The sequence below is a fragment of the Massilia sp. CT11-137 genome (genome assembly GCF_047302885.1).
Classification (GTDB): domain Bacteria; phylum Pseudomonadota; class Gammaproteobacteria; order Burkholderiales; family Burkholderiaceae_D; genus Telluria; species Telluria orientalis.
The window spans coordinates 3675954-3691852 of the sequence record NZ_JBKYMP010000001.1 but is presented as its reverse complement, the minus strand read 5'-3'; the positions used below and the strand labels follow the sequence as shown (position 1 = coordinate 3691852).

Here is a 15899-nt window from a genome sequence, read left to right as displayed (position 1 = left end):
CAGCCATGCAAGTCATCAGCGCCGACGGCGCCGCCGCCCTGGTTCGCGACGAATCCACCATCTTCCTGGGCGGACTGGCCATGATGGGACTGGCCGAAGAAGTCCTGATCGCGCTCGAGCGGCGCTTCCTGGCCGAGGGCCATCCGCGCAACCTCACCACCTGGGCCTGCGGCGCGATCGGCAACGGCGGCACCGGCGGCATGGTGCATTTCGCCCACAAGGGCATGATCCGGCGCACGGTGGCGGGCCACTTCGGCCAGACCGGCAAGGAATTGATGGGGATGATCTTTGCGAACGAAGTGGAGGCCTATAACTTCCCGCAAGGCTCGCTGTCGCACCTGACGCGGCACATGGCGGCGCGCACGCCGGGCCTGCTGACCAAGGTGGGGCTCGGCACCTTCGTCGACCCGCGCCAGCAGGGCGGCAAGCTGAATCCCAGTGCGGCCGAGGACCTGGTGCGCCTGACCGAATTCGCCGGCGAGGAATGGCTGCACTACCCCTGCCCGCGGATCGACGTGGCGATCATCCGCGGCACCGTCGCGGACGAAAAGGGCAACCTCACGCTGGACAAGGAAGGCGTGCACCTGGAGCAGCTGCAGATCGCCCAGGCGGCCCGGGCCTGCGGCGGCATCGTGATCGCGCAGGTGGAACAGGTGGTGCAGGAAGGCAGCCTGCATCCGAAGCGGGTGAAAGTGCCGGGCTACCTGATCGATTACGTCGTGACGGCCAAGCCGGAATCACACATGCAGTCGATCAGCACCGTGTTCAGTCCGGCGCTGTGCGGCGACGTGCGCGTGCCCGTGCGCTCGCTGGTGCCGATGCCGCTCGACGAACGCAAGGTGATCGCGCGCCGCGCTGCGCTGGAACTGACGCCCGGCGCGATCACGAATCTCGGCATCGGCATCCCGGCCGGCATTCCGTCCATCGCGGCGGAGGAAGGCGTGTCGGACCTGCTCACCCTCAGCATCGAGAGCGGGGTCAACGGCGGCATTCCCGCCCAGGGCGGCGATTTCGCCCTCGCCTACAATGCCGAATCCATCATCGACCAGTCGGCGCAGTTCGATTTCTACGACGGCGGCGGCCTCGATGCCAGCTTCCTCGGCCTCGCCCAGACCGATGTCCACGGCAACGTCAACGTCAGCATGTTCAACGGCCGGCCGGTGGGTTGCGGGGGTTTCATCAACATCACGCGCTCGACGCGCAAGCTGGTCTTCTGCGGGGCCTTCACGGCGGGCGGGCTGGACGTGGCGGTGGAAGACGGCCGCCTGCGCATCGTGCAGGAAGGCCGCTCGCGCAAGTTCATCGAGCAGGTCGAGCAGATCACGTTCAACGGCCATGACGCCGCGCAGCGCGGCCAGGATGTGCTGTTCGTGACGGAACGGGCCGTGTTCCAGTTGACGGCGGACGGACTGGAACTGACGGAAATCGCGCCCGGGGTCGATCTCGAGCGGGACGTGCTGGCGCACATGGGCTTTGCGCCGATCGTGCGCGACGTGGGCACGATGGACGCGCGCCTGTTCATGCCGGTGTGGGGCGGCCTGGCGCAGGCACTCGCCGCGCGCTGAACGCGCAAAAAACGCGCGGGCTCAGGCCTGCGCGTCGTCCTCGTCGTGCAGGAAGATCTTTTGCAGCAGCTTGACCAGCTCGGCGCGCTCGGCGTCGGTCAGCATGGCGGTCGCTTCCAGCTCCAGTTCCGACACCGTCTTCTCGGCCTTGGCGCACAGCCGCGTGCCTTCCGGTGTCAGTACCAGGGTCTGTGAACGCTTGTCCAGCGGATTGCGCTGGCGGACCAGCAGGCCGCGCTCTTCCAGCTTGTCCAGCAGGATCGCCAGGTTCGGCGGCGACACGTTCACGGCCTTCGACAGGCGCTTCTGGGTGATGTTCGGATTCGCGTGCAGCAGGCTCAGGACGGAAAAATCGACCGCGCGCAGGTTGAACTTCTTCATCCGTTCCTCGAAATGCGGAACGATGGTCAGATAGGCGCGGCGGCAGTTATAGCCGACCAGGCTCAGAAGGAGGCTCTGGTCGAGCGGCTGTCCCGCGGCTTCCTGGACGGCGGTGACGAGTTTGGCGTTTTGGCGAGTGGCCATCGGCATGAACGTTGCAAAAGAAAATCATTATAAAGTAAAAATGCATCGCACAATAAACGCCGTGGCCGGGTGGACGCTAGAGGTCCAGCACGAGCAGCGGGGTCCGGGCGCGCGAACAGCAAGGCGTGAACTGGTCGTTGGCCGCGCGCTCCCCGTCGGTCAGGTACAGGTCGCGGTGGTCCGGCACGCCGTCCAGCACCCGCGTCAGGCAGGTGCCGCACACACCCTCCTCGCATGAATACGGGATGTCCACGCCCTGCTCGGCCAGCACCTTCAGCACCGTCCGGCCCGCGGGGATCGTCACGACCCGGCCGCTCGATGCGAGCCGCACGTCGAACGTCCGGTCGCCGTCCGTGTCGACGGCGGCCGCGCCGAAATACTCGACGTGCAGCTGCGCCGCGGGCCAGCCGAGGGCACGTGCGCTACCCAACACGTGGTCGATGAAGCCCTGCGGGCCGCAAACGTAAAGATGCGTGCCGGGTTCCGGCGCTGCCAGCAGCGTGGCCAGGTCGAGCGCCTGGTCGGCGTCGTAGTGAACATGGACCTGCCCGGCGAATCCGGCGCTGCGCATGCGCTCCAGGAAGGCGGCGCGTTCCGGCGCGCGCACGCAATAGTGCAGTTCGAACGGCGCCCGCTCGCCCGCCAGCGTTTCGGCCATCGCCAGGATCGGCGTGACGCCGATGCCGCCCGCCAGCAGCAGCGTGCGCTCTGCCTCGACCAGCGGAAAATGGTTCTTCGGCGCGCTGATCGTCAGCAGCGTGCCTTCGTCGACGTCGTCATGCAGGGACTGCGAGCCGCCGCGCGAATCCGCATCGCGCAGCACGGCGATGAGGTAGCGATGCGTCTCGCCGGGCGCGTTGCACAGCGAGTACTGGCGCACGAGGCCGTTCGGCAGATGGACGTCGATGTGCGCACCGGCCGTGAACCCTGGCAGCGCGGCACCATCGATCGGCACGAGTTCGTAGCTGTAGATGGCCGCGGCTTCCCGGTTTTTTCTTGCGACGCGTACCTGGAGGTCACTCATGCTACCGCCTCCCGTGCCAGCCAGGCGTCGATGATGCGGCGCGACTGCACGCCGCCGGCGTCGATGTTGAGCATCAGGAGCTTGCGCTCCGGATGGCGCAGGATATTCTGCTGCTGGAGTTCGAGCATGGCGCGGTCTTCGCTGAAGATCTTGCCCTGTCCTGCGCGAATGGTCTCGGTCAGCGCCTCGTCCCCCGGCCTGAAATTACGCGCCATGCCCCAGAAATACCAGTGCGACGTCTCCGTTTCCGGCGTGATGAAGTCGACCACGATGGACGACGCCTTGTGCGCCGGGTCGGCGTGATAGCCGCCCTTGCCGGCATGGGCGACGCCCACCTCGATCATCACGTGGCTCGGCGCATTGAAGCGGCAGATCTGCCAGCGGTCGACCGGCACGTCGTCCGCGAGGCCGTTGCCGCGCAGCGCGGCCTGCCAGAACGGGGGCGGCATGATGTTCTCCATGAAGCGGCTCGTCACCACCTGTTCGCCGTCGACCTTCGTCGTGACGGGCGCCTCGTCGATTTCCTTCTGGCCGATGCTGGACGCGTGCACGTAGGTCTCGTGCGTCAGGTCCATCAGGTTATCGATCATCAGGCGGTAATCGCAGCCGATGTGATACAGCCCGCCGCCGTAGGCCCATTCCGGATTGTCCGCCCACTCGAGATGGTGGATCGCGGCCGGATCGGCCAGCGCCCTGTCGCCCGGCCAGACCCAGATGAAGCCGTAGCGCTCCTCGACCGCATAGCTGCGGATGCAGGGAAACCCGCGCACGCGTTGGCCCGGCATGCTCACCGCCTTGCCGTCGCAGCCCATCTGCAGGCCGTGGTAGCCGCATACCAGGTGGCCATCGCGCAGGAAGCCCAGCGACAGCGGCGCGCCCCGGTGCGGGCAGAAATCCTCGACCGCGGCGACCTTGCCGCCCTCGCCCCGGTAAAACACCATCTTTTCGCCGCAGATCTGGCGACCGAGAGGCTTGCCGTCGATCTCGTCGGGCGTGCACGCCACGTACCACGCATTCCTGGGGAACATCTCGTCTCCTTGTCGTTTGATATTCAGTACACTGAATGTTTTAAAAAGTATCGCGCGCATCGATGCCGAAGTAAACTGGTGATCCGGATTATTTCGATGGTGCGCCGCACCAGAAGCGGCCCTCAACATGCCAAGCAAACGCGTGCCCGACGATCACGGATCGTCGCTCGACCTGTACCAGCACCCCGGCCATTTGCTGCGCCGCGCCCAGCAGATTTCGGTGTCCCTCTTCCATGACGAAATGGGCGGCGAACTGACGCCGGTCCAGTATGCGATCCTGAGCCGGCTGGCCGATCATCCCGGCATCGACCAGGTCTCGCTGGCGGGCCTCGCCGCCATCGACACCTCGACCGGTGCCACCGTCTGCGCCAGGCTCGAAGAAAAGGGGCTGCTGGAACGCAAGGTGATTCCGCACAACCGGCGCCAGCGCGCCCTGACGATCACGCCCGCCGGCGCGCGCCTGCTGGCCGCGCTGGAGCCGGGCGCCCAGCGCCTGCGCGACCGGATGCTGGCGCCCCTGAGCGCGCGCGAACAGGACGTGTTCATGCACCTGCTGGCCAAACTCGTCAACGGCAACAACGAACAAAGCCGCGCGCCCCTGGCACTGCCCACCGCCTCCGACGACGTGTAAGGACCGGCACTTCCATCACTTCGAGCACCGGCGCACCCGTCCGCGGACCGCGCCGTAACCAACTTTACAACCCCCGATTTTTAGTTATAGAATGAAATTAGTATATTTCATAACTTTAATCGGAGACACAGGATGGCCAACGCGGTACGCACGATCAAGTCCACGCACACCTTTCCCCGCCGGTCCGGCGTCGCGTTCGCGGTCTTCTGCGCCTGCGCCGCCATGGCTGCGGGCGCGCAGGCGCAAACGGCGTCCGCGGCGCCGGACAACGGCGAGCAGCCGGAGCAGGTCGTCGTGACCGGCAGCCGCATCCGCGGCGTGGCGCCGGTCGGCTCGACGGTGGTATCGCTCACGCGCGGCGACATCGAGGCGTCGGGCGCCGTCAGCACCGCCGGCCTGCTGCAGGAAGTGCCGCAGGTGTTCAACCTCGGCGTGTCCGAATCGTCGCGCGGCCAGGCGGGCGGCGCCGGCAACATCACGTACGGCTCGTCGGTCAACCTGCGCGGCATCGGTCCGTATGCCACGCTGTCGCTCGTCAACGGCCACCGCGTCGTGCCGCAGGGGACCACGGGTTCCGGCATCGATCCGTCGATCATTCCGATGCTGGCGCTGCAGCGCGTCGAGATCGTCGCGGACGGCGCCTCGGCCATCTACGGTTCGGACGCGGTGGCCGGCGTCGTCAACCTGATCCTGCGCCGCAACGTCGAAGGCGCGGAAGGCTTCGTGCGCTATGGCACGGCGGACGGCTACCGCGAGCACCAGGCCGGCGCACTGCTCGGACACCGGTGGCGCGGCGGCCAGGTCGTCGCCACCGTGCAGAACGATGTCCATACGGCGCTGAACGGCCGCGATCGCGATTTCTTCCGGGGCGACCTGCGCGCCCGCGGCGGCGGCGACTTCCGCTCCACGCAATGCGCACCGGGGAACATCCTCATCGGCGGCACGTCCTACGCGATTCCGTCCGGCGGCGTCGCGCCGGCGAACGCGGGCGACCTGGCCGCCGGCACCGTCAACAAGTGCGACAACCTGCAGTACGCCGACATCCTGCCGCGCCAGGAGCGCAACAGCGCCACCTTCACGTTCAACCAGGACCTCGGCAACGGCTACGCGCTGTACGCGGACGGCTTCGCCACGCGCCGCACGTACCGCATGCAGCCCGGTTCGCCGTCGTCGACCGTCACCGTCCCGAGCACCAACCCGTTCTATGTGCGGCCCGCGGGCGCGCCGGCCGGCACGTCGGAAGACGTGGCGCTGTCGTTCGCCGGCCAGCTGGCGCCGGACACCGCGACCGGCTATTCGCGCTCGTTCGAAGCCACGATCGGCATCGACAAGACGCTGGCCGCCGGCTGGAAGGCCGGTGCCCTCTACACGTGGGGCAAGAACAACGACCAGTCCGCGACCGTGCATGGCCTGAACAGCGGCGCCGTCGCGGCCGCGCTAGCGGACACGAATCCGGCGACGGCGCTGAACGTGTTCGGCGGCCCGAACAACCCGGCCACCCTCGCGCAAATCGCGAACGGCCTGTTCATCGCGCCCGGCCAGACGATCTTCCAGAATGCGCAGGTCAAGGCCGACGGTCCCCTGTTCGCCATCCCCGGCGGCGACGTGCGCGCCGCGGCGGGCTTCGAATACCAGCGCCTGCGCACCGACGTCGGCTCGACGTTCGGCACGACCGACGCGCCCATCGCCAGCAGCATGGGACTTGGACGCAACATCAAATCGCTGTACGCGGAGCTGGCGGTACCGCTGGTCGGCGCCGCCAACGCCATGCCCGGCATCTACCGGCTCGACCTGGACATCGCCGGCCGCACCGACCGCTACAGCGACGTCGGCAGCACGAACAACCCGAAGGTCGGCTTCAACTGGGCGCCCGTGAAAGGCGTCGTCGTGCACGGCAGCTACGGCACGTCGTTCCGCGCGCCGCTGCTGGCCGAGGTGAACACGCCCGTCAACAACGGCCGCGGCGCGCTGTTCGTGCAAAACTATTCCGACCCGGCCAACGGCGGCGCGTTGCGCGTGGGCGTCGCGCGGTCGGCGTCGAATCCGAACCTGCAGCCGGAAACGGCGACCACGAAATCGCTCGGCGTCGACTGGGAACCGGCGTTCGGCCACAATACGAAGCTCGGGCTGACGTACTTCGACATCAAGTACGAGAACCAGGTGACGAGCTATTTGTCCGACCTGACGTTGCTGAACCGGGAAGCGCAGTTCGCCGGCACCGGGATCATCGTGCGCAATCCGTCGGCCGCCATGGTGGCGCAGATGAAGGCGCAATACCCGGCCTTCGGCGTGCTGCCCGAACACTGGACGCTGTACGTCGACGGCAGCGCCAACAACCTGGGCAAGTCGCTCGCGCGCGGCTTCGACTTCACGGCCAGCACGCGCGTGCCGGCCGGGGACCTCGGCGATTTCGGCTTCGGCGCGAGCGGCACCTATTTCACGAAGTACCAGGTGGCGGTGACATCCGGCGCCCCGCTCGTCGACCAGCTGAACCGGATCTACAATCCGCTGCGCTTCAAGACCCGATTATCGTCGACGTGGAACCTGGATGCGTGGAGCGCCAACGTCTACCTGAACTACCAGAACGCCTACGACAACAACCTCGCGGCGCCGCTGCAGGAGGTGTCCAGCAGCACCACCGTCGACGCGCAGGTCGCCTACCGGTTCGATGCCGGCGTCCTGAAGGACACGACGCTGGCGCTGAACGTCAACAACCTGTTCGACCGCCGGCCGCCGTTCGTGAACATCGCGCAAAGCAGCAACGGCGGCGGCGGTTTCGACCCGACCTTGACCAACCCGGTGGGACGCATCGTGTCGCTCTCGCTCAACAAGCACTTCTGAAACTCACGGAGACCCTCATGCTTCGACAACCCATACGCACCCTCCTCGCCGCGGCGCTGCTGCCGGTCACCCTGGCGCACGCGGCCTCGCCGAACGACACGCTCGTCTCGCCGCGGTTAGCGGACGGCCGGGCCGTGTTCAGCGTGTATGCGCCCGACGCGGACGCCGTGCAGCTGACGGGCGAAATGCTCGAGTACGGAAAAGCGATGCCGCTGGCGAAGGGGGCGGACGGCGTCTGGTCGCTGGCCGTGCCGGGCATCGCGCCGGGCACCTATCGCTACACGTTCCGCGTGGGCGGCGTCGACGTCGTCGACCCGCGCAACACGGAAGCGACGCGCAGCCAGACGCGCGTGCAAAGCCTGCTGCACGTGCCCGGGATCGCCGTCGAGGACGCGCAGCCGGTGCCGCACGGCGCCGTCGCCGTCGTGCATTACCGCAGCCCGGTGTTCCCGGTGCCGCGCCGGATGCACGTGTACACGCCGCCCGGGTACGCGCCCGCCAAGGGCCCGTATCCCGTGCTGTACCTGCTGCACGGCGGCGGCGACTCGGACGAGAACTGGAGCACGGTCGGACGCGCCGGCTTCATCCTGGACAACCTCATCGCCGCGGGCAAGGCAAAGCCGATGATCGTCGTGATGCCGGCCGGGCACGTGCCGTCGGCCGACGGCAGCATCGCCGGCGCGATGACCGCGATGAGCGCGGACGCGCACAACGACCCGTTCACGCGCGACCTGGTGGAAACCATCATCCCGTACGTGGAATCGCATTACGCGGCGTCGCCGCGCGCCCGCGACCGGGCAATCGCGGGCCTGTCGATGGGCGGGGTCCAGACCGGCAACATCGCACTGGCCTACGTCGACAAGTTCCCGTGGGTAGGCATCTTCAGCTCCGGGTGGTTCCCCGAAGTGCGGCCCGACGTCGAGCGCCTGCACGGCAAGGACATGGACAAGGCCGCGAAGACGGAACGCCTGATGTGGGTCGGCTACGGCAAGACCGACATCGCCCGCGACAATTCGAAGGCGATGCTCAGGATGTTCGCCGCGCACGGCATGCGCTACCAGGAACTCGAAACGGAAGGCGGGCACACGTACGCCAACTGGCGGTCGTACCTGGCCCGCTTCGCGCCTTTGCTGTTCCGCGACTGATCTTGAACGCGCCTGATCGCGAGCGCGATCCCCTGCCCGCGCCGAGGCACGTCGTGGGTAGGGTGGGCGGCCTCCGCCCACGCGTGGGCACGGGGTGCCCACCCTACCGGGGCGATGCCTGCACACGCTCGATCGCGAGCGCGATGCCCTGCCCCACGCCGATGCACATCGTGCACAGGGCAAAGCGGCCGCCGGTCCGCTCCAGCTGGTACGTGGCCGCGGTGACGAGCCGCGCGCCACTCATCCCGAGCGGATGGCCGAGGGCGATCGCGCCGCCGTTCGGATTCACGCGCGGGTCGTCGTCGCGCAGGCCGAGCAGGCGCAGCACGGCGAGGCCCTGCGCCGCGAACGCTTCGTTCAGCTCGATCACGTCGAACTGGTCCAGCGTCATGCCCGTCTGCGCCAGCAGCTTCCGCACGGCGGGCGCGGGGCCGATGCCCATCACGCGGGGCGCCACGCCGGCCGTCGCCATGCCCACGATGCGGGCGCGCGGTGTCAAGCCGTACTGCGCGGCCGCTTGCGCATTCGCCAGCAGCAGCGCGCACGCGCCGTCGTTCACACCGGATGCGTTACCGGCAGTGACCGTGCCATCCGGGCGCACGACCGGTTTCAGCTTCGCCAGCGTTTCCAGGCTCGTCTCGCGCGGATGCTCGTCCCGCGCGAATCGCACCGGATCACCCTTCTTTTGAGGGATCGGCACGGGCACGATCTCCTGCTCGAACGTCCCGTCCTGTTGCGCACGCGCCGCCTTCGCCTGGCTGGCGAGCGCGAACGCGTCCTGGTCCGCGCGCGAAATCCTGTAGTCGTCGGCCACGTTTTCCGCCGTCTCCGGCATCGCATCCGTGCCGTACAGCTTGTGCATCAGCGGGTTCGGGAAGCGCCAGCCGATCGTCGTGTCGTAGATGTTCGCGCTGCGGGAGAACGCGGATTCCGCCTTGCCCATCACGAACGGCGCGCGCGTCATCGACTCGACGCCGCCCGCGATCATCAGGCGCGCCTCGCCGCTCTTGATGGCGCGCGCGGCACTGCCGACGGCATCCAGGCCCGAACCGCACAGGCGGTTCACGGTGGAGCCTGGAACCTCTTGCGGCAAGCCGGCCAGCAGCGCGGCCATGCGCGCCACGTTGCGATTGTCCTCGCCGGCCTGGTTGGCGCAGCCGTAGATCACGTCGTCGACGGCGGACCAGTCGACGTCCGGATTGCGGCGCATGAGTTCGCGGATGGGGATGGCGCCCAGGTCGTCCGCGCGCACGTCCTTCAATGCGCCGCCGTAGCGGCCGATGGGGGTGCGGATGGCGTCGACGATAAATGCATCGGTCATGGTCATTCTCCTGTTATGCGTTGGGCGCCAGCAGCGGCGCGGCGGTGACGGCCTGCAGGTCGGCCAGGGTCAGGCCCGGCGCCATCTCGCGCACGCGCAGGCCCTCGGGCGTGACGTCCAGCACGGCGAGATCGGTGTAGATGCGGCTGACGCAGCCGATGCCCGTCAGCGGATACGTGCAGCGCTCGACGATCTTGCTTTCGCCCGTCTTCGTCTGGTGTTCCATCATGACGAACACCTGCTTCGCACCGATCGCGAGGTCCATGGCGCCGCCGACGGCGGGAATCGCGTCCGGCGCGCCCGTGTGCCAGTTGGCCAGGTCGCCCGTGTGCGACACCTGGAAGGCGCCCAGCACGCAGATGTCCAGGTGGCCGCCGCGCATCATCGCGAACGAGTCCGCGTGGTGGAAATAGGCGCCGCCCGTCAGCAAGGTCACCGGCTGCTTGCCGGCGTTGATCAGGTCCTCGTCTTCCTCGCCCGGAGCGGGCGCCGGCCCCATGCCGAGCAGGCCGTTCTCGCTGTGCAGGAAGATCTCCTTCTCCGCCGGCAGGTAGTTGGCGACCTTCGTGGGCAGGCCGATGCCCAGGTTGACGTAGGCGCCTTCCGGGATGTCTTGCGCGACGCGCGCGGCCATCTGGTCGCGGGTGTATCGGGTGTTCATGCGGCCTCCTTGACGACGCGCTGGACGAAGATGCCGGGGGTGACGATCGCTTCCGGATCGAGTTCGCCGAGCGGCACGATCTCGGCGACCTGCGCAATGGTGGTCTTCGCGGCCATCGCCATGATCGGACCGAAGTTGCGGGCGGTCTTGCGGTACACGAGATTGCCCCAGCGGTCGCCGCGCAGGGCCTTGATCAGCGCGAAATCGGCGTGGATCGGCATCTCGAACACATAGTGCCTGCCGTCGATGACGCGGGTTTCCTTGCCCTCGGCCAACAGGGTGCCGTAGCCGGTGGGCGTGAAGAAGCCGCCGATGCCGGCGCCGGCGGCGCGGATGCGCTCGGCCAGGTTGCCCTGCGGCGTCAGTTCCAGCTCGATCTCGCCGGCGCGGTACAGCGCGTCGAAATGCCAGGAATCGGCTTGGCGCGGGAACGAGCACACGATCTTCTTCACGCGCTTTTCCTTGATGAGGGCGGCCAGGCCCGTGTCGCCGTTGCCGGCGTTGTTGTTCACGATGGTCAGCTCGCGGGCGCCGTGGGCGATCAGCGCGTCGATGAGCGCGGACGGCATGCCGGCGTTGCCGAAGCCGCCGATCATGACGGTGGCGCCGTCGTGGATGTCGGCCACGGCCCGCTCCAGCGAGTCACAGGTTTTGTCGATCATGGGTTGTCACCTTGTCTCTGATGTGCGATTATCGAACACATGCTCGTCTACCGCACAAAAAGTGTACGCCTCGGCCGCGCCGCCAGTCAAGCGCTTCCTTTCATCGATTAAAATCCCGGCATGTCATCCACACCATTCACACCATCCACCCCAGCCGCCCCGCTCACCATCGCGGAAGAGATCGACGCCCTCGCCGATCCCGACTTCATGACGTCGCTCGCGCGCGGCCTCGCCGTGCTGCGCGCGTTCGCCGACTCGCGCAAGCCGCAGACCATCGCCCAGATCAGCCAGCAGACGGGCATCCCGCGCGCGGCCGTGCGCCGCTGCCTGCACACGCTGCGCCAGCTCGGCTACGTGGATGCGGAACTGAACAATTTCAGCCTGCGCCCGAAAGTGCTGACCCTGGGGTATTCGTATCTGTCGTCGACGCCGCTGACGGCCGCCGCGCAGCCGTGCCTGAACGGCGTCAGCAAGGCGCTCGGCGAATCGAGCTCGCTCGCCGTGCTGGAAGAAGACCAGGTGCTGTACGTGGCGCGCGCGGCGACGTCGCGCGTGATGTCGGTCTCGCTCGCCGCCGGCAGCCGCCTGCCGGCGTATTGCAGCTCGCTGGGCCGGGTACTCCTGGCGCACCTGCCGCAGGACGAGCTGGACGCCTATCTCGCGCGCACGACGTTGATGCCGATGACGGAACGCACGGTGACGGATGCCGGCAAGCTGCGCGACATCCTCGCGCAGGTGCGCCGCGACGGCTATGCCGTCAACAACGAAGAACTGGAAATGGGATTGCGCTCGATCGCCGTGCCGGTGCGCGGCGCGTCGGGCCGCGTGCTGGCGGCGCTGAACGTGGGTGCGCACGCGGCGCGCGTGACGCCGGAGCGCATGGTGGAAGAGTTCCTGCCGGTGCTGCGCCACGGCGCGCAAGAACTCGCGATGCTGCTGCCCTGACGGCTGTCAGAAGCCGTCGACGGCCGCCGCGTAGTGCGTGACGACGGGCGCCCCGTCGAAGCAGTGGCCGACGAGGTGGCGCCATTCCTGGAAATCGTCGCTCTCGCGGAAGTGGACCATGTGGTCCTCGACCGTGTTCCAGTCCACGAGCAGGCGGTAGGCGCGCGGATTCTCCACGCCCCGCTGCAGGCGCATGCTTGTACAGCCGCGGGCCCGCTGGAACAGCGGCGCGGCGGCGCGCACGCCTGCCTCGAATTGTTCTTCCATGCCGGCCTTGACCAGGATTTCGGCGCTTTCGACGACCATATGCTTCCTTTCGGTGGAGGTTGGGGTGACGACGATTATGCCACTCCGCGCGCCGTCTCGATGGCGTTGAAGCTGAACGGCGCCATCGGCAGCTCGGCATTGGTCGACAGGCCGCGCGCGATCTCCAGCATCACGCCGCGCAGCCAGATGTGGCACGGGTCGTTTTCCTGGAAGCGGTGCCATTGCAGGCATTCCGCCAGCGGCGGCAGCTCGTACGGCAGCGGCAGCACGCGGATCGGCAGCCGGCGCGCGCACGCGAGCGCGAGGCGCGTGTGCATCGTCGCGACGAGATCCGTGCCGACGAGCGCCGTCGCCATGCTGTAGAAATCGCTGGTGATCACGCGGATGCGGCGCTTGACGCCCTGCGCCTGCAGCAGCAACTCCTCCATCGTCGGCGAGCGGGGACGGCCCAGCATCGGCGCGATATGCGAGAGGCGCTCGTACGTGGCGGCGTCGAGGACGTCGCCGACATGCGTGTTTCCTTCCCAGATCACGGCGCAGTAATGGTCTTCGAACAGCGTACGCTGCGGATGCTCGGGGTCGAGAAAGTTGCGCGGGATGATGAGGAAGTCGTTTTCGCCGCGGCGCAGCTTTTCCGCCGCGTCGTCCGCGAGCGGCACCAGTTCCAACGTCATGTTGGGCGCGTCGCGCAGCACGCGCGCCACCACTTGGTTCAGGAAGACCTCGGTCGCATAATCGGACACCATGATCTTCATGCAGCGCGTCTCGCGCGCCGGATCGAAAGACACGCGAATGCCGACCGTCGCGTGCACGTGCAGGATCAGGTCGCGCACCGGCCCGACGAGCTGGCGCCCCAGCACCGTCAGCTCCATGTTGCGGCCGACGGCGGCCAATAAATCGTCTTCGAAGAATTCGCGCAGGCGCGCCAGCATGCCGCTCATCGCGGACTGGCTGACGTTCACGCGCGCCGCCGCGCGGGTGATGTTCTGTTCCTCCAGCAGCGCGTCGAGCGCCAGCAGCAGGTTCAGGTCCAGGCGGTTGAAACGCATCGGTTGTCTCCTTGTTATCGTATGGCTCGTGCGGCCGTTTGATCCTTTACTTTATGGAGTTTTCATGCGCCTGTCACGCACAAAGGCCAGCAAGGGCGCGGCCAGCGCGTCGTCGCCGCTGTTGATCGCATAGACCTGGCTGAGGTGATTGTGGTTCGCGACGACCCCGATTCGCGGCTGGAAACCGTGGCGCGTGACGAGCCGCGCGAACAACTCGCCCGCCTGCGCCTGCATCTGGATCGGGTCCAGTTCCGCATACGTGATCGCGAGCGGGAACGGTGCCGCATCGACCAGCTCCACGGTCGACATCGCGCGGTACGCCGCGAAATCCGTGCCGAAGTAGGCGTCGTTGCGCGGATCCGGCGTCGCGATGCCCAGCTGCGACCGTGCCAGGAATTCCAGCTCGGCGTTGTACACGCCCGACGCGAGGAACGCGCCCGCGATCTTCAGGCCTTCGGCCGGGTGGAAGCGTTTGATGAGGGTGGCCGCCGCCACGTGCGCCGCGCCGGCCGATTCACCCGCGAGCACGATGTGATCGGGATCGCCGCCGTACTGCGCGACGTTGGCCCGCGCCCAGGCCAGTACCGACGACACGTCCTCGGCCCCGGTCGGCCACCGGTGGCGCGGGCCGAGCCGGTAATTCGGCAACACGGCCGCGACGCCGTGCCGGGAAAAATAGTGGCCGACGGCTTCCCGGTCCGCCTTGTCGCCACGAATGAAGCCTCCACCGTGCAGGAACACGACGACGGGCGCCGGCCCCGTTGCGCCGACGGCCGGGTACACGTCCAGCCGGTGGCGCTCGTCGACGCCGTAGACGATGTCGCGCAGCGGTTCCGCGCCGCGCGGCATGTCCGCCAGCAGGGGCGCATACAGGGCCTTCGCGGCCGGCGGATCGATCACGGGGCCGGCCGCGCGGACCGCACGCAGGATCTCCCGATGCTTGTCGCTCAACGTCATTCGACCTCCTTACAGCGCGGCCAGCGCCGGATCCTTGTGGAAGCGCCCATCCTTCATGATGGCGCGCAGGCGCTTGCGGTCCTGCAGGATCGTCACGTTCTGCGTCGGATCGCCGTCGACTAGCAGCAGGTCGGCGAGGAAGCCGGGTTTCACCTGTCCCAGCTCGTCGCCCATGCCCATCAACTCGCCGCCCAGCAGGGTCGCGGCGGACAGCGCCTCTTCCGGCGTATAGCCCAGCAGGTTCACGAACAATTCCAGGTCGCGCGCGTTGCGGCCGTTCGGGTTGAACGGGAAGCCGTAGTCGCCGCCCGGCAGCACGCGCAGGCCGCGCCGGCGCAGTTCCGGCACGAGCTTTCTCTGCAGGTCCAGCACCTCGGCCGCGCTTTTCTTCATGTGGCTCATGTCGAAGTGCGGCGGCGGCGCGGCGTCCAGGGTCGCCTGGATGATGCCGATGGCCGGCGCGATGAAGACGTCGTCGCGGCGCGCTTCGAGCATGTCCAGCGCGTCCTCGTCGGCGTACGTGCAGTGGTACAGCACGCGGAAACCGGCGCGCAGGCCCATCTTGACGGCGTCGGACGCTTGCGCGTGACAGGCGAGCCACACGCCGGATTCGCGCGCCTGCTCGCCGGCCGCATCGGCCTCTTCCTGCGTGTACATCAGCTGTTGCGATGCGCCCGGCTTCAGCGCATCCTCTCCGGACAGCAGGAACTTGACGGACTTGGCGCCGATGGAGGCGCAGTCCTTCACGAAGGCGCGCACGGCGTCGGGCCCGCGGCCGTGCTCCGCGACCTTGCCCGGGTCGAGTTCCTCGATGGTCGGCGGCTCGCGCTCGATCGACGACGCGACGAGCCGGGGCCCCGGCATGCCGCCGCTCGTGATGAAGGTGTTCAGCACCGTCTCGACGGACTTGGAGAGCGCCCCGGCCGAATAGGCGCTCGTGAAGCCGTGGTCGAGCAGGATGCGCGCGTTGCGGGCCGTCGTCAGCACGAGGTCTTCCGGCGGCAATGCCATGCCGGGCACGAAGCGCTCGACGGAGCTGGGCCACGACAGATGCGCATGCGCTTCGACGAGGCCTGGCATCAAGGTGCCCTGCTTGCCGTCGATGACGCGGTCGCCGGCCAGCGGCGCGATGCCGCGCGTACCGTCCGCCACTTCGGCGATGCGGTTGCCCTCCACGCGCACCGCGCCGGTCCCCGGGCGCATCTGGCTGCCGTCGAAGATCCTTACGTTTTCAAAAATGATACCGCCCACGTTTTGTCTCCCTGTAGTTCATTCGAT

The 15899-nt window shown here is 67.8% G+C and carries 15 protein-coding genes; 5 read left to right on the top strand and 10 right to left on the bottom strand.

Annotation, left to right across the window (positions count from 1 at the left end; genetic code table 11):
* Positions 1-5 precede the first annotated feature (5 nt).
* Complete coding sequence (locus ACEN98_RS16570) at positions 6-1565, top strand: acyl CoA:acetate/3-ketoacid CoA transferase (RefSeq protein ID WP_413385893.1); 1560 nt, start codon at positions 6-8, stop codon at positions 1563-1565.
* 21 nt (positions 1566-1586) lie between these two features.
* Here the strand turns inward: ACEN98_RS16570 and ACEN98_RS16565 are convergent, their stop codons facing one another.
* The 3 genes from ACEN98_RS16565 to ACEN98_RS16555 form a co-directional block, all read right to left on the bottom strand.
* On the bottom strand, positions 1587-2090 hold the full coding sequence (locus tag ACEN98_RS16565) for a MarR family winged helix-turn-helix transcriptional regulator (protein WP_413385892.1): 504 nt from the start codon (positions 2088-2090) through the stop codon (positions 1587-1589).
* Between the two features lie 76 nt (positions 2091-2166).
* Complete coding sequence (locus ACEN98_RS16560; RefSeq protein WP_413385891.1) at positions 2167-3114, bottom strand: PDR/VanB family oxidoreductase; 948 nt, start codon at positions 3112-3114, stop codon at positions 2167-2169.
* The gene (locus tag ACEN98_RS16555; RefSeq protein ID WP_413385890.1) at positions 3111-4142 is read right to left on the bottom strand and encodes a Rieske 2Fe-2S domain-containing protein; all 1032 of its coding nucleotides are present in this window, start codon (positions 4140-4142) and stop codon (positions 3111-3113) included. The genes ACEN98_RS16560 and ACEN98_RS16555 overlap by 4 nt, the downstream gene beginning before the upstream one ends.
* 127 nt (positions 4143-4269) lie before the next feature.
* Between ACEN98_RS16555 and ACEN98_RS16550 the strand changes: the two genes are divergently transcribed.
* The 3 genes from ACEN98_RS16550 to ACEN98_RS16540 all read left to right on the top strand — a co-directional run bounded on the left by ACEN98_RS16550 (position 4270) and on the right by ACEN98_RS16540 (position 8759).
* Positions 4270-4773: a MarR family winged helix-turn-helix transcriptional regulator gene (locus tag ACEN98_RS16550; protein ID WP_413385889.1), complete on the top strand. Its 504-nt coding sequence runs from the start codon at positions 4270-4272 to the stop codon at positions 4771-4773.
* Between the two features lie 132 nt (positions 4774-4905).
* Positions 4906-7614 (top strand): TonB-dependent receptor domain-containing protein, encoded by a 2709-nt coding sequence (locus ACEN98_RS16545; RefSeq protein ID WP_413385888.1) that lies wholly within the window; start codon positions 4906-4908, stop codon positions 7612-7614.
* 17 nt (positions 7615-7631) lie between these two features.
* Positions 7632-8759: an alpha/beta hydrolase-fold protein gene (locus ACEN98_RS16540; RefSeq protein WP_413385887.1), complete on the top strand. Its 1128-nt coding sequence runs from the start codon at positions 7632-7634 to the stop codon at positions 8757-8759.
* Between the two features lie 103 nt (positions 8760-8862).
* On the opposite strand, the gene pcaF is transcribed toward ACEN98_RS16540, so the two are convergent.
* The 3 genes from pcaF to ACEN98_RS16525 are packed head-to-tail and all read right to left on the bottom strand — an operon-like array spanning position 8863 to position 11403.
* The gene (gene pcaF / locus ACEN98_RS16535; RefSeq protein ID WP_413385886.1) at positions 8863-10080 is read right to left on the bottom strand and encodes a 3-oxoadipyl-CoA thiolase; all 1218 of its coding nucleotides are present in this window, start codon (positions 10078-10080) and stop codon (positions 8863-8865) included.
* A gap of 13 nt (positions 10081-10093) precedes the next feature.
* Entirely contained in the window at positions 10094-10741 is a 648-nt protein-coding gene (locus tag ACEN98_RS16530) for a CoA transferase subunit B (RefSeq protein ID WP_413385885.1), read from the bottom strand.
* On the bottom strand, positions 10738-11403 hold the full coding sequence (locus ACEN98_RS16525; protein WP_413385884.1) for a 3-oxoacid CoA-transferase subunit A: 666 nt from the start codon (positions 11401-11403) through the stop codon (positions 10738-10740). Before ACEN98_RS16525 ends, ACEN98_RS16530 begins: the two co-directional genes overlap by 4 nt.
* A 120-nt stretch (positions 11404-11523) precedes the next feature.
* On the opposite strand from ACEN98_RS16525, the gene ACEN98_RS16520 reads away from it, so the two are divergent.
* Positions 11524-12348: an IclR family transcriptional regulator C-terminal domain-containing protein gene (locus tag ACEN98_RS16520; protein ID WP_413385883.1), complete on the top strand. Its 825-nt coding sequence runs from the start codon at positions 11524-11526 to the stop codon at positions 12346-12348.
* A gap of 6 nt (positions 12349-12354) precedes the next feature.
* Here the strand turns inward: ACEN98_RS16520 and ACEN98_RS16515 are convergent, their stop codons facing one another.
* The 4 genes from ACEN98_RS16515 to ACEN98_RS16500 are packed head-to-tail and all read right to left on the bottom strand — an operon-like array spanning position 12355 to position 15872.
* Positions 12355-12654, bottom strand: a complete 300-nt coding sequence (locus tag ACEN98_RS16515; protein ID WP_413385882.1) for an antibiotic biosynthesis monooxygenase family protein — start codon at positions 12652-12654, stop codon at positions 12355-12357.
* 35 nt (positions 12655-12689) lie between these two features.
* On the bottom strand, positions 12690-13664 hold the full coding sequence (locus ACEN98_RS16510) for a LysR family transcriptional regulator (RefSeq protein WP_413385881.1): 975 nt from the start codon (positions 13662-13664) through the stop codon (positions 12690-12692).
* Between the two features lie 51 nt (positions 13665-13715).
* A complete protein-coding gene (locus ACEN98_RS16505; RefSeq protein ID WP_413385880.1) occupies positions 13716-14621 on the bottom strand; it encodes an alpha/beta hydrolase in 906 nt (301 codons plus the stop codon).
* Positions 14622-14630: 9 nt separating this feature from the next.
* Positions 14631-15872, bottom strand: a complete 1242-nt coding sequence (locus ACEN98_RS16500) for an amidohydrolase family protein (protein ID WP_413385879.1) — start codon at positions 15870-15872, stop codon at positions 14631-14633.
* Positions 15873-15899 lie beyond the last annotated feature (27 nt).